We start from the raw sequence: 22,937 nt of genomic DNA on the forward strand, positions 1-22,937 counted from the left end.
GCAAAGAAAAAAAGGAGTAAAATATCAAAATGAGCATATTAGGAGAAGGTTTACAAAAAATCATCAATAAAATCAAAGGAAAAACCATTATTGAAGCTAACGATATTACAAATATCATGCAAGATATTCGCCTATCTTTGATCGAAGCTGATGTTAATATCAAGGTAATAGATAAATTTCATGATCTAATTGAACAAAGAGCCTCAAAACAAGAAGTATTAAAAGGTCTAACCCCAAAAGAACACATCATTAAAATAATTAACGAAACTTTAACACAACTTTTAGGTTCTACCCGAGCTGATTTAATATTAAACCCTGAACCTCAAATAACAACTATGATGCTAATAGGTTTACAAGGTAGCGGAAAAACTACTACCGCAGGGAAATTAGCCCTTTGGTTAAGAAAAAAAAACAATAAAAAAGTATTGTTAATTGCCTGCGATATTTACCGACCAGGAGCAATCGAACAATTAAAAACCATAGGGAAGCAAATTAACATTGATGTTTTTTCAAAAAAAGATATTCCAGTCAACAATATCATTGATGAAGGGATAAATTATGCGAAAGCAAAAGGATATGATGCTGTCATCATCGATACTGCCGGTCGATTAACAATAGATCAAAACATGATGCAAGAGTTACAAAACATCAAATCCCAATGCAACCCTTCTGAAGTTTTATTAGTCATCGACGCCCTTACAGGTCAACAATCAGCTCAAAATGCTAAGTCTTTTCATGAGCAACTAGGTGCTACTGGTATCATTTTAACTAAAATGGATGCCGATACTAAAGGAGGGGCTTCGTTGTCTGTTAGAGTTATGACAAAACTACCTTTAAAATTTATTTCCTCCTCAGAAACAATTGATTCCTTAGAACCATTTAACCCCGATAGAATGGCATCACGACTTTTGGGAATGGGCGATGTTTTAACTTTGATCGAAACAGTGACTCAGAATATTAACCCTGATCAAGGCAAAAAAATGATAGATAGATTTTTCGACAATAATTATAACTATTATGATTTTCAAAAACAATTAAAAACCTTAAAAAAAATGGGATCTTTTAGTAAAATATTAAGTTTTATTCCTGGTTTGGGTAATAAAATAAAAACCCTCAATGCTAGTATAAACAACGATAGTTTAAAAAAATTTGAAGTTTTAATCCAGAGTATGACTGAAAAAGAAAGAAAAAATCCGCAACTAATTGCTTCGAGTAGCAGAAGAAGAAGTCGGATTGCTGCAGGTTCTGGGAATAAATTAAGCGATGTCAGTCAATTAATGAATCTTTTAGAACAACAAAAAAAACTAGCTAAACAAATGAAAAATTTTGATGACCAAGATCTTTCCAAATTACAAGATGATCCTTTGTCTTTTTTTAATAATCTAAAATAAAAAAACAAAATTCATCAAAGACAATAAAACAAACATATTCGAAGAAAGTTTTTGTAACTTTCTTTTTTTAATATTAAAATTTCATTTTGACAAATATTAAAATTTTTAAGAATTTAAATAAACTAGGAGAAAAAAATGAAACATCTAGTTTTAGTTGATGGAAATTCACTGCTATTTAGGGCTTATCACGCAACAGCAAATAAAGAAAAACCACTTTTACAAAATAAAAAAGGTGTTTATACTAATGCTTTGCTGGCTTTTATTAAAATGTTTGAACATATTTTGCAACAAACCAAAGAGTACATCTTAGTTGCTTTTGATACGCATCATCTAACTAAAAGACATCAAATATACGATGATTACAAAAAAGGAAGACCCATTACTCCTTCTGAATTAATCAGTCAAATCCCTTTGATTAAGCAATACTTAACTTTAATCGGGGTAAAACATCATTATCAACCAGAATATGAAGCAGATGATATTATCGGCACTTTGGCTAAGAAAGCTAGCAAAAAAAATAAAAAAGTGTTTATTTATTCAAGTGATCAAGATTTATTGCAATTAGTAGATGCAAATATCACGGTTTGTCTCATCAAAAAAGGCTTGAAAGAAATTAAATGTTTTGATCCACAAACTTTATTAGAAGAATACGGGTTAAAAGAATATCAAATGATCGATTATAAAGCTTTAATCGGCGATCCTTCCGATAACATCAAAGGGGTGGTAGGAATTGGACCAAAAACGGCTCAAAAATTGCTACAAACTTACGATAATCTAAATAATTTACTTATTTGCTTAGACCAAATAAAACCACGTTTAAAAGAGCAAATTAAAAATTCGGAAAAAGACTTGAAGTTAAGTAAAATATTGACAACAATCGAAGTTGAAGTCCCTTTGCCATTTGAATTTAATCAAACCCAAATGCAAGCATGTTCTTATCAAAAAATTAAAGCTTTTTATGAAGAAATGGATTTTAGAAGACTTAAAATTACTAAACATGCTTATTTCGAAAAAGAAGTTCAAGGGTCAAAAGTTGTCCAAAACAACAAAACAAACGAGTACAAACAACAAACTAAAAACAACTTTGTTTATCAAACCATTAAAACAAATGATGATTTAAATAAAATTATAAAACAAATCAAACACGATCAAATTTGGACTTTTTATTTTGAATTTGAAAATAATAATACTTATATTAAAACAAGAAGTTCTTTGATTGGGATTGGATTTGCTGGACGAAACCAAAATGATAATTTTTTTATAGAAACTAACATAGCTTTAAATAATAAACTTTTTGAAAATTATCTCAAAGACCCTCTTTATCAAAAAAATGTTTTTAACTCCCAAAAAACACAGCTTTTTTTAAAACAACAAGGAAAAGCAATTGCTGGAATCAATTTTGATCTTTTATCAGCCTCTTACCTTCTTTTCCCTTTAGAAAGTCTTGAATTTATTCACATTCTTAACAAAATAGATCTTTTAAACAATAGCCAATTAACAAATCTTTTGGAACAAATTGACAATTTAGAAAAAAGTTTGTCTTTGAAAGCTTTTTTACTAAGCCAAACTAAAAAAAATATTATAAACCAGCTAAAATTACAAAAACAGTTATTTTTGTTCCAAGAAATAGAATTGCCTTTAGCCTCAGTTTTGGCTCAATTAGAATATGAAATATCTTTAGAAAGCTACAAAGAAAAAACAACACACTTCACACCTAAAGATATTTTACTTAGTCAAAAACATTATCTTTTAGATCCCACTTTGACAAAATTTTTAACAAACAATAATAATTCACACTTAACAGCTTTTCCTATAATAACATTAAAAACATTAGCCACTTTAGGAAATATCCATCCAATTAAAGATTTTTTTAAATTTGGCAATCAAAATACTCAAGACCAAGAAAAATTAACTTTTTTTAAGGTAAAAGTGGTTCAAAAAAATGAAAAAGATAAAATTGATATAGACCAAAAAACAATTGATCCTCATCAAAATATTATTTCTCAAATTGCTCAAGAATTAAATATTGATTTTGTTTCTGCTAAAACATTAATCGATCAATATTTTACAATTAATAGCGAAATACTAGATTATACAAATAAGTTGTTAACTGAATTCAAACAAAATCAACATTTAGAAACTTTATTAAAAAGAAAAGTGTTTGTTGATTTGACACAAATAGCAGAAAATAAAAATAATCATTTGTTTATCTTGTGGTTTTTTTTGCAAGAAAATATTTTAGATCTTCAAAAAATAGCTATTTTACAATTATTTCGTAATTTGAAACAAAACTATAAAGACAAAAACTTGACAGATCTTTTTTTAAATCACAACCTAAACAAAAAGATAGATTTAGTGTCTCAACATTGTAATCCTTTTTTAAGTATCAAGATAAATCAATTAAGTATATAAAATAAATTTAATAAAAAGACAAAAAATCACTTTCTTAGCGAACTTAACGCCAGACAAGGAGTAAAAAATTATGCCAGAATTGCCTGAAGTCCAGATTATTGTTAACGTTTTGAAAAAACAACTCATAAATAAACAAATTATCAACACTAAAATTTTTTATAAACCTATTATCAAAAACATTGTTGCCTTTAAACAAATAGAAGGTAAAAATATTTTAGACATTCAAAGAAAGGGAAAATTTTTATTATTTTTTTTAACTAAAAATTTAGTTTTAATAGGTCATTTGAGGATGGAAGGGAAATTATTTATCCAACCACGCCAAAAAAAGCACGAAAAACATGAACATTTTGTTTTATTCTTCAATGATAATACTTCTTTAAGATATTATGATTTTCGCAAATTTGGTAGATTTGAAGTGCATCACCAAAAAGATTTTTTAACCAAAACAAATCTTTATAAACTAGCTTTAGACCCTTTTGAAATTGATTTGATGACTTTTTATCGCAAAATAATAAAAACCAAAACTGCCTTAAAAACGGTTTTATTAAATCAAAACATCATTTCAGGATTAGGCAATATTTATGTTAACGAAGTGTTATTTTTAGCTAAATTACATCCCGAAACTAAAGCTTGCACTTTAAACATTCAACAAGCGCAAACAATTTTGACTATTTCTAAAAAAGTCTTAAAAACAGCTATCCAATTGGGAGGAACAACCATAAGTACTTATGAGTCGCAACAAGGAATTCAAGGAACTTTTCAAAATAGTCTTTTAGTGCACAGCAAACAAAATTATCCTTGCTTTAATTGTAAAACTAAAATTATTAAAATTAAAGTTGGTGGAAGAGGCACTTATTTTTGTCCTTTGTGTCAAAAACATACGCAATAAACATCAAATAGACATTTATTAAGATATTTCAAAAGGAGATTAAATTATGTCCGATTGCTTTACTTTGTTTAAAATAGAAAACCAAATTTCTTTGTCGTTAGAAGACCATAAAACACTCAATTTACTTTATCAACCATTAATTGGGGCCCAAGCTTTAGGGTTTTATTATATTTTTTTGTCTTTAAAACATGATTTTGAATATGAACATCGATTTTTATTAGATCTTGCTGGCGTTACTACAAATATTTTTATCGAAAATAAAGAAAAATTAGAAGCTCTTAATTTATTAGCTACTTACCAAAACGTTAACCAAAAGAAAAAAATTTATTTTTTGATTGCTCCTTTTAAGGGTAATGATTTTTTACAAGATCCTCTTTTAAGTGATTTTTTGTTAAGCGAAATCGGAGAAAAACATTATTTTCACTTACAAAGTCATTTTTTGCAAACAAATATCAACTTAAAAGAACTAAAAGATGTTAGCAAAAAATTCGATGATATCTACCAATTCCAAAAAATTAACTTCAATAAAGAATTTAACCAAAAAAAATCTATTAGTAATTTAGGAAAAAGTTTTTCTAAGACTAATTTTGATTATGAACTGTTTTTAACCCATTTACCAGACCGTTTTAAAAAACCTTCTTTGATAGAACAAAAAACAATCGATTTTATCCAAAAAGTAAGTTTAGTTTATGATTTAAAACCTGAACAAATAGCAGAAATTTATCAAAAAAGCTTTCCTAATCCAAATGATATTGATTTATCAAAATTGCGTTTAAATGTTAAAAAATATCATCATAAAAACAATATTAATCAGCAAATTATTGCCTCTAAAAAATTACAAGACGATGAAGAAGCAACAATTGCTTACTTAAAACAAAGCAACTCCACGCAAAGAATTATTCAAGATTATTGTCAAAAAAACATCCAAACAATGGCAAGTGATATTGTTTTCCAATTATTAGAAAGAAATGATTTCGAAATAGGTTTAGTCAACGCATTATTGATTTATATTTTAAGATATCGCGATGGCGTGTTGCCTTTAAATGTAATTTATTTGGAAAAAACCTTAAAATCGTGGGCACAAAAAGGGATTGTTGATACAGAAACAGCTTATGATTTTTTGATAGAAGATAAAACACAACAAGCCAAAATTAATAATCCTAAGGCAAGCCAAAATAAGCCTACTTGGATAGATGAAGTTAAAAAAAAATGGCAATCATAAACTGCCTTTTATAAAATTTAATTTTTAAAGTTTTAGCAAAGAAAATAAAAAATAAAACAAAAACATCTTATTTTTGCAAAAGGAGATAAAAATGAATTTGCCAGACATTAAAACACAAATCAGAAAAATACTTACCCAAAATCCAGAAACAAAAAATTTAAAAATTGCTGACGATGATTTATTGACTTACTACTATTATTATAAAAATAAATCAAAGGAAAGCCAAGACGGTTATCGCCAAGAGTTAAAAACAGACCCTTTTATGAGGGTTGTCTGGGTTCCCACTGAAAAATCTACCAAAATACAATTTCAAGAAGATTTTCAAAAAACAAACGCTTTATTTGATAGTGAATTAGATTTGCAAAATTATTCTTTCGATAAATTAATAATTGATAACAAAAATAAACAAAAAGTATTCAAAGAAATGCAAAAAATAACTAAAAAGAATGGGAAAATAGATAAAGGCTTTTACCTTTATGGTTCTTTTAAGACAGGTAAAACTTTCTTTTTAAAAACTTTGGCCCAACAATTATTAAAACAACAAATTTCTGTAATGTTTTTGTTTATGCCCAACTTAATCCGTAAATTTAAAAGTTTTATGTACAATAACTCGTTAGAAACAAGGTTTGAACAATTAAAAACAGTCAATTGTTTGTTTTTAGATGATTTTGGAGCTGAAAATATGTCTCCTTGGTTTCGTGATGAAATCTTATTGCCTCTTTTATATTATCGAGCAGAAAAAAAGTTACCTTTTTTTATTAGTAGTAATTATAATTTTTTACAATTAGACAAACATTTAATGGGTAGCATTAACGACAACAATTATATTAGAGTTCATAAAATTATCGACAAAATCAATGAATTAACTCAATTTTATGATTTTTCCAAAAAAGAAACTTCTTAATGATGCTTTTTAATTAAAAAATTCTTTTTGGGAAAAATAATCGCTAGTTTTTTTGGTGGAGATGATGGGACTCGAACCCATGTACAAGACCATTTTCATTTATATGCTCTACATATTTAGTTTATTTTAAGGGTTTTATAATTTATTTATAAATAAACAAAAAAATAAATTATTAGTCTTTGTTTGAATTGCTAGCAAAAGCCAAAGACAAACTATTGTAGCAAGCTTACTTTTATTATCCTAGCTTAAATCTTAAGCTAATTTAAGTTTGGGTTTTGCTATTTTTTTTAAGCAAAAGCTAATTGTGAAAATGTAGAAGTACTGAATGAAGCTGGACTCCAACTTTGAACAAGTGGAGTTGATGCTGTTTTAGTTTTGTTATGTTTTCCGGTTATTATAAACCTCGACGTTTTTACTTGCGTAACCAAGATATGCCATATAAATTTTGATGACCCTGGCAAATCCAAAAACATCCCCATATTAACGCGTTTAGCGCAACAAAAAAAGGATATTTCCTTTTTTTGTTAGTCGATTAGTATTATTCATTAATTACAACAACATCTACTGCTTGAACTCCGCGGTCACCTTCTTTAACACTGAATTCAACTCTATCGTTTTCATTTAATGTTTTTCTGCCAAGAACTTCAGTTTGAATAGAACTATAATGAACAAAAATGTCTTTTCCTGCAGAAGAAACGATAAAACCATATCCTTTATTTTGGGAAAACCATCTACATGTTCCTTGTTGTTTTTTATCTTGCATAATTGTTAATAACTCCTTATTTTTTAAAATATTTCGGTTTGATAACCTAATAACTATTATAACTCATTTATTTTTTTAGTCAATCTTTTTTGCTTGTTTTTTTCACTTTTTTTGTTTTTTTGTTTCTTTTTGTTGGAAAATTACGTTAAAAAAATATTTTTTTATCAAAAGTTTGAATAATAATAAAATTCGTGTTATAATAAAAGATGTTAAGCCCTTATAGTTTAATGGCAGAACATAGCAATGGTAATGCTAAAATACAAGTTCAATTCTTGTTAAGGGCACCAAATTGGTAAATTCTAAGGTTGTGGGTGTCGTATAGTGGTTATTATACGTGCTTGCCAAGCATGAGACGGGGGTTCGATTCCCCTCACCCGCTCCACATCGAAAAATAATACATTATATGAATTTATAAAAAATTTTATTATTTTTTAGTTTTTGTAATCACTTAAAATATTTTATAAATGCATATAATTTTTCTCAAAATATAATATATAAAAGCAGTCTTTTAAAATTACAAAAGATTGCTTTTATTTTTAAAATTTCATTTTTGGTGCGGATAATGAGATTCGAACTCACACAAGAAAACTCTTACATGCCCCTCAAGCATGCACGTCTACCATTCCGTCATATCCGCGAAAATATAAAAATGATCCATAAGAACATTTTTATTCTAAAGATACAATATAAGGGGCACTTCCGTGAGCATTTTCAATTATTTCTAATTCCAAATGATCGTAGTTTTTTTCTAAATATTGTTCAATTTTAGCTAATTCGTCAGTATCTGCCAAAGAAGCATTATAAAAAATAGTTAAAAAACTTTGATAAGGTTTAATCATTTTTTTCAAAAGAGCACTAATGGCTTCATATTTGTTTGGTTTGGTGGCTATTATTTTACCTTCACAAATCGATAAATAACTTTGTTTTGTAATGTCGATAGCAATATTTTGGCTTTGATTTTTAGTAGATGGATTGGTGGCAATAATTTCACCTGTTTGAATATTTTTGATATTTTTTTCAATAATTTCTTGATTTTGATTCCAATCTAATGATTGATCAAAAGATAAAAGTGCGCTGTATGTTTGAGCGATATTTTTAGTTGGTAAAATAATAATTTTTTGCTCTGGGTTGGCAGGGATTATGCTTTTAGTCAAATCGTTAAATATTTCTAAGTTATTAGGTAAAATAATGATGTGTAAAGCGTCAATTTTAGCAATTAATTGCAGCAATTCTTCCTTAACAAAATAAGATGGATTGATAATGTGATCAATTTTAAAATCAACTAATAACTTCTTAATTTTAGCATCTTGAGCAAACACAATCAAAGAATATTGATTTTTTTTAGACGTCATAACTTGAGAAACTATAGTTTTATCGTCAGCAACTTGATTTTCGTTGATAATTTTTTGATGTTGTTCTTTCATGTTATCAATTTTGCTAACTTGTAAATCGCCATTTTCTAAAAGTTTTTCCAAAATAGCACCAGGTTTGTTGGTGTGGATATGTATTTTTAAAATTTCTTGATCTTGCGCCAAAACTAAAGAATCACCTTTGGTTAACAAATAGCTTTTTAACTTGTCTAAATCCAAATTTTGAATATTTTTCAATTTGAAAACATATTCAGTGCAATAAATATATTTAATATTAACTTGCCCTAAATTATGAATATGATAAGCTGCGGCTTGTGTTTGCAAAGATAAATCTTGCATTTCGATCATTTGATCTTCTTTGAGAAAATATAAAACCCCTTTTAAAATTTCTACAAAACCAGCTCCACCACTATCAACGACACCAGCTTTTTTTAAAACTGGTAATAAATTAGTAGTTTGAGCTAATGTAGCTTGGGCATTAGTTAAAAAACTTTCTACCACATCAACAACAGATCGAAACTCATCTTTTTGTTGAATAGTTTTGTTAACTGACTCACGAAAAACAGTTAAAATAGTTCCTTCTGTTGGTTTAATAATGGATCGATAAGCTTTTTGATAGCCACTTTGTAAAGATTGAATAAACTCTTCAAGATTGATGGAACTTTTTTGTAATTTAATAAAATTATCTGCCATTCCTGCAAAAAACTGAGATAAAATCACTCCTGAATTACCTTTGGCGCCCATCAGCAAAGCCTTAGATAAAACTTGTGAAACTTCAACGATTGAATTACTTTGTAAATCTTTAATGGATGCTACTCCTGACATCATAGTAATTTTCATGTTAGTGCCTGTATCTCTGTCAGGAACTGGAAAAACATTTAAATTATCGATTTTGTGATAATTATTTTGTAAATTGATAGCTCCATTGATAATCATATTTTTAAAAAGTATACCGTCAATGTTAGCAATAATTTCGTTTTTGTGCATATTTTCGACCTTTCTTTCAAATTGTAAAATATTTGAATTAAATGTTTAGATTAAATTTATTTGATAGAAAATGATGTCAAATAAAGTTGATATAATGTTTTAGATATTAAATTAATTTAATAATAAAATGGTGGTTTTTAACAAAAAATAAGGAAAATAAAAATAATAAGAACCTCTTTTAATTATAACATATTTTAATTTTTTGTAGTTATAACAAAAGAGCAATATTTTTATCAAAAAGGATGAAAAAATTTTTTCAAATTAAAATAAATGAAAAAGATAATGTAATTAGAATTTTTATTTTATAACAAAACTGTGATAAATAATATCAGTATTTTACTTGCAATTATCAATTTTGGAACTATTTTTTGCAAAAAAACGGCATACGGTATAATGAAATATAGGTCTAAAATAAAGATAGATAAATTGTGCTTCACCAATTTTTTAGTCATACTACAATCTGGTCTCTGTTTGCACGTAGCAAACAAGTTTCTAAGCACACAGCTTTCTGTAATTTAATTGACCTTTATCAGGTATTGACCTAGTTTTAGGTATTGCTCCTAGTTAGTCGTCATTATTAAGACAGTTCCTGCGTAATTTACTATTTTTACAATAAATTACTAGCTACTTGCACCTTGTAAGAGTTATTAACTTTTTGCCTGATAAGTCAGTTTACAAAATACGATTATAATTCTAAAAAACAACAAACCAAACAAACTTAATACCAAACTAACGACACAACTTTAATGTCAATAAAAAAAAGTTTCTAACCAAATAAAATAAATACCAAACAGATAAAATCACTAAACAATTAATTGTAAAATATTACGTTAACAAAAATACAACTACAATAACCAATTACAACTTAAATGATTTACCCAAATAACTAACCTTTATGCCATTATCTCTTATAGACTCTATTAATTATAGTCTTTTTTCTTTCAAGATTTTTTCTGATAAAAAATAGTATAATATAGATGTAAAAACTTATGTTTTTTACAATTAGAAAGAAGATAAAAAATTATGCATTTCACAAACTTACCTAAAAAAAGTCGAATTATTGCAATTACAATTATTGCCTTATCGTTATTTTTAACTAGGTTTTGTGTTTATCCTCATTTTAGAGCAAAAAAAGCTACTAAAACAAACGAACAAACCAAACTCATTGAAGTCAGTCAACCAAACTTTCGGGTTAAAGTCTTAGAGCCATATGTCCAATATACAAACACTCAAGGAGATATTATTAGAGAATATAGACTTTTCGAAGGGATGCAGCCCCAAGGTAAAGATCACACTGGACGAACTAATTATTTTTTACGCCAAGATTTTTATGATATTATGAACAAATACGAATTAAGCATTTATCCGACTAGATGGACTAACGGACGAGAAAATATGAATAATTTTGAATATGAAAACGGGCAAGTTAAAAAAAAACATAACTGGTATGTATCTAAGGCAAATTATCAGATTATTCAAACTAATCAACCCAGCAATTCACCCGCTTTAATGACGCGCGATATAGAAGGAGACAATGGTTTTTGGAATCAAAGCACTTGTTTTTTGAATAGCATAGAAAATCAAAAAATAAGCAATATTTTAAATAGCAACGTTAAAACAAAAACTCCTTATATTCGGATGATAACTAAAAATTTAGAAGTTAGTTTTGATTGGTTAAAGTTAATTAGTGATGAGTTTTACTATTATATGCCCCTAACAGCCAAGGCGCAAAGATACACCAAAAAAGCACAAAAATACATTGCCCTAGCGCAACAACACATTTTTGATGCCAATTGGTACGCGATAGAGGCAAAAGATTATGAAGATAAAGGTCCAAATCTGACCGAATGGGCTGAAAAATACGTTGAATTAGCAAAAAAATACATCAACAAGTCACAAGGGATAATGATTGAACTTAAAAATGTTAATCAACCAAAAATCACCTGTCAATTAACCACCAAAACAATTATCGATGACAGTCGACCGAATACTACCCAAAAAGTACCATATTTTGAGCTAAGTTATGATTTAGAAAAATTAATAAATTTTATCAATCATCTAGATTTAACAAACAATTTTCATCTGCAAAAAATTAAAGAATTTGTTAACATATTTGCCCCTCGTAATTAACTATAAAATTTCTAGCTGATAAAAAGACCTTCAACAATTGAAACAAAAAATAATTTCTTTTCTTTAATATATTATGATATAATAAAAATATATGTAAAAATTACGTAAATATATATAAAGGAGAATAGCATATGAGCAAATGTTATATTACTGGCAAAACAACTCTTTTTGGTAATCGTCGTAGTCACGCTATGAATGCTACTAGAAGAACTTGGAAAAGCAATTTGCAAAATGTCAGAATTATCGACGAAAATGGCAAAACACAAAAAGTCAAAATTTCTGCTAGAGCTTTAAAAAAACTTAAATTGCAAAGAGCGTAAAGTTGCCAAAATTAACTCATTTTTTAAAAAATAACAAAGGAGTTTTTCTCAAAATATGAAAACTAAAATTCATCCTAAATTTCAAACAATTGAAATTTCTTGTGCAACTTGCGATAAAAAACATCAAATCGGGACAACAGTTGCTGGCATTAAAATAGAAACTTGTTCTAATTGTCATCCTTTTTACACCGGAGCACAAACTTTTGTAGTTGCTGCTGGTCCAATTGATAAATTCAACAAACGTTATGGAATATCAAACAAAAACAACAGCAAAAAATAAATAATTAATAAATAAAAATCAGGTTTATAGAGGAGTTTTTAAAAATAATGTCCAAAGAAGAACAAGGTTTTATTGAAGTTATTTGTGGCCCTATGTTTGCAGGAAAAACAGAGGCATTAATAAAACGTAGTCAACAAGCCGAGAAACTCAATAAAAATATCTTATCTTTTAAGCCTCGCATCGATAATCGTTATTCTTCCAAAGAAGAAATAGTTTCTCACAATCGCAACACCATTCCGGCTATTTTAATTGATAAAAGTCGCGATATCCTTGCTTTTGTAACCGATAAAACCGATTTAATTATCATCGATGAAGCTCAATTTTTAGATCATGATATTGTTGCAATTGTTGATTATTTGGCAAATCGTAATATTCAAGTTATCTTATCGGGTTTGGATCTTGATTTTAAAAGAAAACCTTTTGGTCCGATGCCTTATTTACTAGCGTTAGCTGACATTGTTACTAAATTAACAGCTATTTGTGCTGTCAGCGGAAAACCTGCAACCAAAACTCAAAGATTAATCAATGGAAAACCAGCTAAAAAAAGCGATCCAATTATTTTAGTAGGTTCTAAAGAAAATCACGAACCAAGAAGTCGACAACATCATGAATTATTAGATGTTGACAAAACCATTATTGAATTTAAGAATTAATAAAATGGATATATTGTAATGATTTATGACGCAAAATAAAGATATTTTTTTCATGCAAGCAGCTTTAAAAGAAGCTTATAAGGCATACTCCAAAGATGAAGTTCCGATAGGAGCAGTCGTTGTGTTAAATAATAAAATTATTGCTCGCGCTCATAATAATCGGAAAGAAAAAAACCTTTTTTTTGGTCACGCTGAATTTTTAGCCTTGATCAAAGCTAATAAAAAATTAAAAAATCGCCGTTTAAATGATGTTTCTGTCTATGTCACCTTAGAACCTTGCTTGATGTGTGCAGGCGCTTTAATACAAGCTGGAGTAAAATATTTATATTATGGAGCACCCGATTATAAAACTGGTTGTGTTGATAGTTTAATATCTTCTTTTAAAATTGCATTACCTCATAAAGTTATTGCCAAATCAGGTTTTTTAGCTCAAGAAAGCTCAGATCTTTTAAAAACCTTCTTTCAACAATTAAGAAAAAAAGATTGATCTAAAAACATAAAAATAAATCACTATTTCAAAGGCCATCATTGATGGTCTTTTATCTTAAATAATTGTTATTCTTGTCAAACTTCAAATTAAGGGCAAATAAAATAAAATATGCCAAATCTAAAATATCAAAAAAAAATCCAAAAAGCGCAAAAAATCATTGAAATATTAAAAAAACACAATTTTGAAGCTTTTATTGTCGGCGGAGCAGTAAGAGATTATTTATTGAATATAGAAACCAAAGAAGATATTGATATTACTACTAATGCCTTACCACAAGAAATTAAGGCTATTTTTCAAACAAATAATCATGCTTATTATGGAACTATCAAAATTATTTTTGAACAAGTTACTTTTGAAATTACTACTTACAGAAAAGAAGGCACTTATTTAGATCATCGCCACCCTAGTGAAATTTTTTTTATCCAAGAAGTGCAAAAAGATGTAATAAGACGAGATTTTACTATTAACGCTTTATTAATGGATCAAAAAGGCGAGATTTTGGATTTTACCAACGGAAAAAAAGATTTAGAAAGCAAAATCCTTCGTACCATTACAAATCCTTACAATAGTTTTGAAACTGATGCCTTAAGAATGATAAGAGCCTTTTATTTTCAAGCTAAACTTAACTTTAAGTTAGAAAATAACACTCAAAAAGCCTTACAAATGAAGACTCATTTATTGACGCAAATCTCTTTGTCAAAAATTTATGAATACCTCCAAAAAATCATGACTTATCCTTATTGGCAAACAAGCTTTCAAACTATTATCCAAACAAAAGCGCATTTGTTTTTCAAAGCAATTACAAAAGCTATTATCTTATTTGCCTCTTTAGATAATAACACCACTAAAAAACTCCAAATAAAAAAAAACCTAGAAGAAAGTATCTTTTGGAGTGTAGCGCTTTGTTTGGAACCCAATATCTTTTCCTTTTGGACTGTTTCTGGAAAAAAAAAGAAAAAATATCAATTATTAAAACATTTAAGTAGTAATTTGTTGCAAGAACTAGCTTTTAATTTATTCAAATATGGACTGTCAAATTGTCTATCGGCTTATAAAATCAATTATCTTTTATCCAATTTATCCATAAATAACCTTTTTACAAAAAACATTAACAAGATCAAAAAAACTTATAATAACTTGCCTTTAAAAAAAATGACTGACTTACAAATTGATTGGCAAGAAATATTGCCCAAAATATCTAATAACTCAGTTCTAACAATTAGACAAATCAAACAAGCTTTAATCAAACAAGTTTTGAGTGGTAAAATATTGAACAAAAAAGAAAAGTTAATGGATTTTATCCTAAATTTTATAACCAACAACAAAAACCATAAATATCAAATTGTAAATTGACAAAAATTAACTTCATTACATAATAATAAAGAAAAAAAGAGAGACGATATGACAACTAACAAAATTATAATTGTCAAAGAAAAAGACAAAATCAATCATTTCATTGGCAAAGTCACAAGCATCAATCAAGGCATTAATTTTTATAATATTACTTTACAATTAACCGATAAAAGTGATGTCAATATTAAATTAAACAACGTTTCTAAAAGACCTTTACAAGACCAAATATATTGTTTTGAAACTATTTGTCTTTTAAAAAACCAAGAATTAATTTTTATGAACCAAAACTTTACTTTGGCAATTAATAGCCTAGATCCGCAAACCTTGTATGATACTTTTCAATGTTTTTATCAATGTTCCCCTCTTTCGTTTGCAGTTATTGCAATCGATTTACAAAATTATCTAGCTCAAATTAAAAACAACATCTTAAAACAAGTAACTAATAACTTATATTTACGTCATAAAAACAATTTTTTAATTTCCAAAGCCGCTTTAAAAATTCATCATAATTATTATGGAGGACTCAGTTATCATACTTTAACTATGTTAAAGATGGCAGAAGCGCTTTTAAAAATTTATCCTTTTTTAAATCAAGATTTATTGTATGCAGGGATTATTTTGCACGATATGGCTAAAATTCAAGAAATTGAGTTCAATAAAAAAAATTACACAAAAGAAGGCAAATTATTAGGTCATCTTGTTATGATTACAAGCGAGGTTCAAAGTGAGGCTATGTTGCTAGGATACCAAGATAGTGAAGAAATTTTACTTTTAAAACATATCTTAATCGCCCATCACGGACTTTTAGAATATGGTTCAGCGAAAAAACCACAAATCGGAGAAGCGCTTTTAATTTGGTATCTAGACAATATCGACGCTAAATTAACTGTCTTAGGAGAAGCCTTGCAACAAACCGAAAATCAAACTTTTACCGAACCGCTTCCTGTTTTAGAAAAAAATAGTTTTTATAAATCTTTTTTAGATGAAAAATAATGGTTATAAAACATTAATAACGAAGGGGAACCCTTTAAAATGCCCAATTTAACTTTAAAATTAACTACCAGTCAATTTGCCAAACTTAAACAACATTACCAAAAAAAATTACAAACCAATTCCCTTAATTCAACTGTTGCTTTTTTCGTCTTAGAAGACGCAACTATGATCACAGCTTTCAACAATCAAACTTTACTATTGCAAGGCAATAATATTGAAAGTAAACTACTTTTTTTAATCAATTTATTAGATATTCAATTTTCAACTACAAACACAAAAGTAGCTTCAAATATTTTGAACCAACAAAAAACCAATCTAGACTCTTATTATACTTCTTCTATCGGTTCTGATGAAGTAGGAACTGGCGATGTTTTTGGTCCGGTAGTAGTTTGTTCGGTCTATTTAGCGCCCGAAAAGATTCCTTTTTTCAAAAAAATGGGTTCTATCTTAGAATCAAAACAAATGAATGATACTAAAATTATGACCTTTGTTCCTTCGATTCTAGACCATGTCACCAAATCTATTGCAATAATAAAACCAAACGAATATAATCAAAACATCGCAAAACAAAACTTAAACAAAATTAAAGCTTCTTTGCATAATATAGCTATTATCCAAACTCTTGAAAAAATTAATAAAATAGTGCCTGTAATTTTAGATCAATTTTGTTTTCCTACTAATTATTTTAATTATTTAAAAGACCAAAAAGAAATCTACTCAAACATCAACTTTAAAACCAAAGCCGACCAAAATTATTTAAGCGTTACTTTAGCTTCCATTATCGCTAGATATGTTTTTTTGCAAGAAATAAATACACTAAACGAGCATTTATCTTGCAAATTGCGACTAGGAGCAGGTGTTATTGTTGATCAACAAATCGCCAAAATCGTCAAAAAACACGGAACTAAGATTTTAACTCAAATTGCTAAATGTAACTTTAAAAACGTGACCCACAAATACAAAAAATATTTATAACAAAGTTATAAAAAATTGACAGTCTGTTTTAATAGCTATTAGTAAATATAAATTTAAAAAATATTAAAAATTGAAAGGATAGTTTAAAAAATGTCAACTATTTTTACTAAAATCATTAAAAAAGAGCTGCCTAGTTATCTTTTATACGAAGATGATTTAGTGGTTGCTTTTTTAGATATTACCCAAGCGACTAAGGGTCATACTTTGGTTGTTGCCGGGCGCCAAAGATGCCTAAATATCTTGTTGTCTAACCAACAACCAACGCGATAAACGTTGTAAGGATATGGTCGGTCAGTTATTCGAAAGAATAACGGATTACAGCAGACCATAAAAGCGAATTGAGACGAAGTAGTTAGTCAAAAAGAAACGCGACCAAATTGTCCCATGGATAAGCCTGCAATGGCCTAAGAAAAAAAGCAGATGTAATACCAAAACCTGACAGGTAAACTACTGAAACCTGCAGTCCAGAGTCTAACAAAATATTGGTTATGTTTTGGTTAGTTTATCAATTGAAAAAACCTGGAATCTCGCCGACCGTCAAAAAATTTTCCAAAACGTAAGAAACTAAACGACAAGACGCGGTCAATTCACCTAAAGGACAGGGTAGATATTTAGAGTAACTTGGATCATCCTAAAAGCAGTTATTAAAAGTTAAAAGCTTACTGCTCAAGGATAAAGAGATTTCATAGTAGTCAGAGGAGTAAAACCTTATTTGGAATAATAAGGACAATCGACCTTTCAAGACGAAAGTTAACGACTTTCATAGGGCGAAAGAAGTCAGCGAAACTTAAAGCCACACAACACAATTAGACACAAGTAATAAACTGCAGTAAGAATAAAAAGTTGAAGGCCCACAGACAAAAGTCTGCTAAAGTTCGTAGAAAGCCGTGTGCTTGGAAACTTACTTGCACGGTTTGGACGGGGGCGGATTGTAGTATATTATAGTATGGCTTGTCTAAATGACAATCCCAGCTGTTGAGGCGCAATTCATCTATCCGTATAAACAAGAATATCGCAACATCGAAGAAGTACCTGAAAAAGTATTTATTCATTTATTTAAAATAGTGCATCAAATTAGTAAAGCTTTGATTAAAACTTTCCAATTACAAGGAATAAATTTATTAAATAATAACGGTAAAATCGCCGGACAAACGGTTTTTCATTATCATGTGCACCTACTTCCTCGGTTTAATGAAAAAGAAATAAACATTATTTTTAAAAATAACGCTGCTAGTTTGGCATCTTCTGATTATCAAAAGATTCAACAAGCTATTTTAACTAATTTATAAATTTTTTATTCTTTCAAAAAATAAAAAGACCGACTTTGCAGTGGGTCTTTTTTTGATTCAATTATTATTTAAACATTTGAAAGAAAAAAGTATTAATTGGAATTAATTAATTTAGTTATTAAACGATAAAACTAAAACTCCGATAAAATGACTTATCTATTATATATTATTTTGCCTTGCAAAATTAAAGAAATGTTTATCAATAACTAAAACTAACTATTAATGCAAAAATATTTAGGTATCATCCCTTAAACCAATTAATTAAGATGTTTGTAAGATATTTAATTGATCTGAAAGTATTTTTTTATTTCCTTAGTAGTTATTTAAATAAAGTTATGGATTGTGCTTAATTTTAAAAGTTGCTACAATTTCTTTGATTATAAGTTTTTGTCTTACATGTTTCTTTTTTTCAATAGTAAATATTACTAATGAATTTTTAAGATTTATAATAATATTTACTGTTTTTAAAAAATTTAAACATCTTTAAATGAAATATAGGAAAATAAGATAGCCACTTTGTTAATTTGCAACAGCAAAAATCATAAAACGCCATACATTATCCAAGTAATTAAACCTTTATATTAATTGTTTTTATTTCGTTTTTTAACTGTTTTTCTTATTTAGTTTTTTTGGGTTGTTTTTTCTAATTCTAAAATCAAATCCCTCAATGAAGCTGCTTTTTGAAAATTAAGCTTTTTAGCTTCTTGTTTCATCAATTTTGTCAATCTTTTAATTTCTTTGTTGATGTCTTTTGGTTGGCTGCTTAATATTTGTTGTTTTTGTGTTTTATCTTGGGATAGTAATTCGAATGGCTTTAAAATAGTTTTATTAAGAGCCAAAGGCATTAATTGATGTTTTTGGTTATATTCTTTTTGCTTTTGCCTTCTGCGGTTAGTTTCTTGAATCGCTAGCTCCATCGCATGACTAGTTTTATCAGCATACATAATCACTTTGCCTTCAATATTGCGAGCAGCTCTGCCGATAGTCTGAATAAGGCTTCTTTCGTTTCTTAAAAAACCTTGTTTATCTGCATCTAAAATAGCCACTAAGGCCACTTCAGGCAAATCTAATCCTTCTCTAAGTAAATTAACACCTACCAAACAATCATATTTACCTAATCTTAAATCATTTAAAATTGTCAACCTTTGTAAAGACTTGATTTCGCTATGTAAAAAAGCCACCTTAACTCCTAAATTTTTAAGATAAGTTGTTAAATCTTCACTCATGTTAATAGTTAAAGTAGTTATCAAAACCCTTTGATTCTTTTTAGCTCTTGCTTTGATTTCAAAATAAAGATCATCGATTTGGTTTTTTGTGTTTCTAACTTCAATTTCTGGATCAAGGACAAAAGTAGGACGGATAATTTGTTCGATAATCGGTAATTTACGAGCCAGTTCATAATCCCCTGGAGTCGCTGATAGATAAATGATTTTATCTGTTTTCTGTGTGAATTCATCGAATTTTAAAGGTCTATTATCAAGTGCACTAGGAAGGCGAAAACCATAATTAACTAAATTTAATTTCCGCGAAAAATCACCAAAATACATTCCTTTGATTTGTGGGATAGTGACATGTGATTCATCAATGATAGTTAAAAATTCTTTGCCAAAAAAATCCATTAAAGTCGATGGCAGTTGGCCTTGCTCCTTTAAAGCTAAATGTCTAGAATAGTTTTCCACGCCATTACAATGTCCGATTTCGGCTAGCATTTCTAAGTCATGTGTCGTTCGCATTTTAATTTTTTGTGCTGCTAAAAGATTATTTTCTTTTTTAAAATGTGCGATCTGCTCTTTTAATTCAGCTTTAATTCTTCTAATGCTTTCTTTGATTTTGAAAGTATTGATAGCATAAAGACTAGCAGGCAAAAGATTAATAAATTCAAGATTTTCGATTACCTTACCATTTAATATTTCAAACCGTTGTATTTTTTCGATTTCGTTACCAAAAAAAACAATTCTTGTCCCGATTTCTTTGTTCGCAGATGGAATGATTTCAACAATATCGCCTCTTACCCGAAAAGTGCCTCTGCCAAAGTTAATTTCGTTTCTTTGAAATTGGAGCTCTATTAATTTTTTTAAAAAAACATTTCTTTCGTATTTGTCGCCCGTTTGCAAGCGTAACGTAGATGCTTGATAATCTTTTAGATCTCCTACTCCATAAATACACGAAACAGAAGCTACTACAATCACATCTTTACGACTCAACAACGAAGCAACGGTATTATGTCTTAGTTGATCAATTTCATCATTAATTTTAGAATCTTTTTCAATATAAGTATCGCTAGAAGCTACATATGCTTCGGGCTGATAATAATCATAATAAGAAATGAAATACTCGACTTGATTATGGGGAAACATTGCCTTTAATTCATTATAAAGTTGCCCTGCTAAGGTTTTGTTGTGGGCGATAATTAGAGTTTTTTGTTGTAAATGTTCGATAATGTTTGCAATCGTAAAAGTTTTACCAGTTCCAGTTGCTCCCAAAAGAATTTGTTCTTTTAAACCTTGTTTAATCCCTTGTACTAACTTTTGAATGGCTTGAGGTTGATCGCCACTCGGTTTTAAGGTAGTTTGTAATTTAAATACACTCATTTTATTTTAAAAACCTCTTTCTGTGGCTTTTTAAAGGTTGTTTTTGATAGCTTCAAAAATCTTTTTCGAAATCCCTATTTTTTTTAAATCTTGCCAAGAAGCTTTTTTCAACTCCGCCAAATTGGTAAAATGAGTTAAGATAGCCTTTTTTCGTTTCAATCCAATCCCTTTGATTTGTGATAAAGTGGTTTGATAATCGAGTTTATGTTTAGTTTTACGATGAAATTTAACAGTAAAGCGGTGGACTTCTTCGCTTAGTTGTTTTAAAAAGCGAAATAATTGCGGTTTTTTTACCAAAGCAATTTTATCATGCGAGGTAATTAGATATTCTAGTTGATGTTTCTTGTTTTTCTGTAAAGCTGCCAAAGCAATGTCTATATTAAGTTTATGTAAGGCCTTAAAGCTAGTTTGTAATTGCAAAAAGCCACCGTCAACTAAAATTAAATCTGGTTTTGCTTCTTGTTTGTTATAACTCCTAGTCAAAACTTCTTCAAAAGCTTGATATTCATTGGGGTTATTGTTTTTGATGTGGTAAGTACGATACAGTTTTTTTTCCAAATGAAAATTATCAAAAACAATCCTTGAAGAAACAAATGCTTGCCCAAATAATTGCGAATTGTCAAAAACATCAATCCTTTTGATATCACGATTAAAAATAACTGCTAACTTATCTAAAGCTTGTTGGGTTAATTGTTCTTGACTTTGATAAATTAAGTTATTTTGTGATAAATTATTTTGAGCGTTTTTTAAAGCCAAAAAATATAATTTTTGCTTATCGCCTTTTTGGGCGACTATAATTTTAGTTTTCAAAATTTTTTCTAATAATTTGACATTAAATAAAATAGCTTCTTTTTGTTGTTGAAGCTCATTTGCAAAATTTTGGTTTTGATTATTTTTGCCTGTGATAATAAACTCTGGTTTGGGTTTGTTTTGGTAATAAAAGGCAAGATAAGTATGAATGTGTTCTTGTGGATAACCAACATAAGAAAAAACACTGTGATAAGAATCTGTGATATTTCCTTGTTGCATTTGTAAGATTTGAATAGCAATTTGATCTTGATTGAAGGCGTAGGCTAAAATATCGTAATTAGTTGACTTTTGATGATTAATGATTTGTTTTTTGGTAGTATTTTTAATATGTGTAATCATATCGCGGTATTCTTGTGCTTTTTCATAAAATAATTGTTGGCTTGCTGTTTGCATCAAAGTTTTAATTTTAGTTAAAATAAAATTAGTATCGCCTTTTAAAAAGTTAGTAATTGCTTTGATATTAGGTTCGTAATCAACTATTTTTCCGCTGCATGCCCCTAAACATTGGTTGATGTAAAAATAAAAACAAGCTTTTTTAGTTGATGCAGGACACCTTTTTAAAGGATAAAAAAGGTGTAATAATTTTAAAGTAATCTTAGTACTTTTAAGGCTTGGATAAGGTCCAAACAGTATTTTTCCAGGAGGAATTTTTTTAAAACGCGAAATTTTTAATTGTGGATGTTTTTCTTGGGTAATTTCTAAATAAGGGTAAGTTTTGTCATCTAAAAGTTTAAAGTTGTATTTGGGGGTGTGTTTTTTAATTAAATTAGCTTCTAAAATTAAAGCTTCTTGTTCTGTGTTAGTAATGATGTAAAAAAAGTCTTTTGTTTCTTGAATTAACAAGGTTGTTTTTTGGTTGTGTCCTTTAATAAAATAACTTTGGACTCTCTTTTTTAAGTTTTTTGCTTTGCCAACATAAATAATAGTTCCGTTTTTGTTTTTAAACAAATAACAACCAGCATTTAAGGGTAAATTTTTAATTTTTTCTAACATCTTACACATTCTAAACACTACCTTTCTTAGTGACTAGTTTTTAGACTACCCTCATTAATTTTATTATATCAAAACTAACATTTATTTTTTAAAATGATTATAAAACATCTTTTTAGGTGTTA

At 28.3% G+C, this 22,937-nt stretch carries 18 protein-coding genes, 3 tRNA genes, 1 other RNA gene and 1 pseudogene; 17 read left to right on the forward strand and 6 right to left on the reverse strand.

Features of this window, described 5'->3' with window-relative positions; all coding sequences use genetic code 11:
* Window positions 1-29 precede the first annotated feature (29 nt).
* The 5 genes from ffh (at window position 30) to psc1_RS02785 (ending at window position 6,818) form a co-directional block, all read left to right on the forward strand.
* Entirely contained in the window at window positions 30-1,391 is a 1,362-nt protein-coding gene (ffh, locus tag psc1_RS02765) for a signal recognition particle protein (RefSeq protein ID WP_023161376.1), read from the forward strand.
* Window positions 1,392-1,526: 135 nt separating this feature from the next.
* Complete coding sequence (locus psc1_RS02770) at window positions 1,527-3,803, forward strand: 5'-3' exonuclease H3TH domain-containing protein (protein ID WP_373375555.1); 2,277 nt, start codon at window positions 1,527-1,529, stop codon at window positions 3,801-3,803.
* A gap of 70 nt (window positions 3,804-3,873) precedes the next feature.
* Window positions 3,874-4,692 (forward strand): DNA-formamidopyrimidine glycosylase, encoded by an 819-nt coding sequence (gene mutM, locus psc1_RS02775; RefSeq protein ID WP_023161378.1) that lies wholly within the window; start codon window positions 3,874-3,876, stop codon window positions 4,690-4,692.
* A 46-nt stretch (window positions 4,693-4,738) separates the two neighbouring features.
* Window positions 4,739-5,914: a DnaD domain protein gene (locus psc1_RS02780; protein WP_023161379.1), complete on the forward strand. Its 1,176-nt coding sequence runs from the start codon at window positions 4,739-4,741 to the stop codon at window positions 5,912-5,914.
* Between the two features lie 91 nt (window positions 5,915-6,005).
* On the forward strand, window positions 6,006-6,818 hold the full coding sequence (locus tag psc1_RS02785) for a DnaA ATPase domain-containing protein (protein ID WP_122225553.1): 813 nt from the start codon (window positions 6,006-6,008) through the stop codon (window positions 6,816-6,818).
* 53 nt (window positions 6,819-6,871) lie between these two features.
* Here the strand turns inward: psc1_RS02785 and ssrA are convergent.
* Together ssrA and psc1_RS02795 are read right to left on the reverse strand one after the other, a co-directional pair.
* Window positions 6,872-7,295, reverse strand: a transfer-messenger RNA (tmRNA) gene (gene ssrA / locus psc1_RS02790).
* 61 nt (window positions 7,296-7,356) lie between these two features.
* On the reverse strand, window positions 7,357-7,581 hold the full coding sequence (locus psc1_RS02795; RefSeq protein ID WP_023161199.1) for a cold-shock protein: 225 nt from the start codon (window positions 7,579-7,581) through the stop codon (window positions 7,357-7,359).
* Between the two features lie 213 nt (window positions 7,582-7,794).
* Between psc1_RS02795 and psc1_RS02800 the strand changes: the two genes are divergently transcribed.
* Window positions 7,795-7,868, forward strand: a tRNA-Thr gene (locus psc1_RS02800).
* A 20-nt stretch (window positions 7,869-7,888) separates the two neighbouring features.
* A tRNA-Gly gene (locus psc1_RS02805) sits at window positions 7,889-7,963 on the forward strand.
* Window positions 7,964-8,132: 169 nt separating this feature from the next.
* Here psc1_RS02805 and psc1_RS02810 read toward each other — a convergent pair.
* Both psc1_RS02810 and psc1_RS02815 read right to left on the reverse strand, forming a co-directional pair.
* Window positions 8,133-8,218 (reverse strand) — tRNA-Leu (locus psc1_RS02810).
* Between the two features lie 31 nt (window positions 8,219-8,249).
* The gene (locus tag psc1_RS02815) at window positions 8,250-9,938 is read right to left on the reverse strand and encodes a DAK2 domain-containing protein (protein WP_373375556.1); all 1,689 of its coding nucleotides are present in this window, start codon (window positions 9,936-9,938) and stop codon (window positions 8,250-8,252) included.
* A gap of 1,023 nt (window positions 9,939-10,961) precedes the next feature.
* Between psc1_RS02815 and psc1_RS02820 the strand changes: the two genes are divergently transcribed.
* The 10 genes and pseudogenes from psc1_RS02820 to psc1_RS02865 all read left to right on the forward strand — a co-directional run bounded on the left by psc1_RS02820 (window position 10,962) and on the right by psc1_RS02865 (window position 18,421).
* Window positions 10,962-12,068 carry a hypothetical protein gene (locus tag psc1_RS02820; protein WP_122225551.1) on the forward strand — a complete coding sequence of 369 codons (1,107 nt, stop codon included), beginning with the start codon at window positions 10,962-10,964 and terminating at the stop codon, window positions 12,066-12,068.
* A gap of 131 nt (window positions 12,069-12,199) precedes the next feature.
* Window positions 12,200-12,388: a 50S ribosomal protein L28 gene (gene rpmB, locus psc1_RS02825; protein WP_023161549.1), complete on the forward strand. Its 189-nt coding sequence runs from the start codon at window positions 12,200-12,202 to the stop codon at window positions 12,386-12,388.
* Window positions 12,389-12,443: 55 nt separating this feature from the next.
* Window positions 12,444-12,668, forward strand: coding sequence for a 50S ribosomal protein L31 (gene rpmE / locus psc1_RS02830; protein ID WP_023161548.1), 225 nt, complete (start codon window positions 12,444-12,446; stop codon window positions 12,666-12,668).
* Window positions 12,669-12,715: 47 nt separating this feature from the next.
* Window positions 12,716-13,321 (forward strand): thymidine kinase, encoded by a 606-nt coding sequence (locus psc1_RS02835; protein WP_023161547.1) that lies wholly within the window; start codon window positions 12,716-12,718, stop codon window positions 13,319-13,321.
* Window positions 13,322-13,346: 25 nt separating this feature from the next.
* Window positions 13,347-13,808, forward strand: coding sequence for a nucleoside deaminase (locus tag psc1_RS02840; RefSeq protein ID WP_122225550.1), 462 nt, complete (start codon window positions 13,347-13,349; stop codon window positions 13,806-13,808).
* A 111-nt stretch (window positions 13,809-13,919) separates the two neighbouring features.
* Window positions 13,920-15,164, forward strand: a complete 1,245-nt coding sequence (locus psc1_RS02845; protein ID WP_023161545.1) for a tRNA adenylyl-/cytidylyl-transferase — start codon at window positions 13,920-13,922, stop codon at window positions 15,162-15,164.
* A gap of 48 nt (window positions 15,165-15,212) precedes the next feature.
* Window positions 15,213-16,157, forward strand: coding sequence for an HD domain-containing protein (locus tag psc1_RS02850; protein WP_023161544.1), 945 nt, complete (start codon window positions 15,213-15,215; stop codon window positions 16,155-16,157).
* Window positions 16,158-16,196: 39 nt separating this feature from the next.
* A complete protein-coding gene (gene rnhC, locus psc1_RS02855; RefSeq protein ID WP_023161543.1) occupies window positions 16,197-17,132 on the forward strand; it encodes a ribonuclease HIII in 936 nt (311 codons plus the stop codon).
* Window positions 17,133-17,222: 90 nt separating this feature from the next.
* Window positions 17,223-17,354 (forward strand): annotated as a pseudogene (locus tag psc1_RS02860) (HIT domain-containing protein); the annotation flags it as partial.
* Window positions 17,355-18,091: 737 nt separating this feature from the next.
* Window positions 18,092-18,421, forward strand: a complete 330-nt coding sequence (locus tag psc1_RS02865; protein WP_023161494.1) for an HIT family protein — start codon at window positions 18,092-18,094, stop codon at window positions 18,419-18,421.
* Window positions 18,422-19,041: 620 nt separating this feature from the next.
* On the opposite strand, the gene uvrB is transcribed toward psc1_RS02865, so the two are convergent.
* Together uvrB and uvrC are read right to left on the reverse strand one after the other, a co-directional pair.
* Complete coding sequence (gene uvrB, locus psc1_RS02870; RefSeq protein ID WP_023161495.1) at window positions 19,042-21,012, reverse strand: excinuclease ABC subunit UvrB; 1,971 nt, start codon at window positions 21,010-21,012, stop codon at window positions 19,042-19,044.
* A gap of 30 nt (window positions 21,013-21,042) precedes the next feature.
* A complete protein-coding gene (gene uvrC, locus psc1_RS02875) occupies window positions 21,043-22,824 on the reverse strand; it encodes an excinuclease ABC subunit UvrC (protein ID WP_373375557.1) in 1,782 nt (593 codons plus the stop codon).
* Between the last annotated feature and the right edge of the window lie 113 nt (window positions 22,825-22,937).

Source organism: Candidatus Phytoplasma solani (assembly GCF_041729705.1).
GTDB lineage: Bacteria > Bacillota_I > Bacilli_A > Acholeplasmatales > Acholeplasmataceae > Phytoplasma > Phytoplasma solani.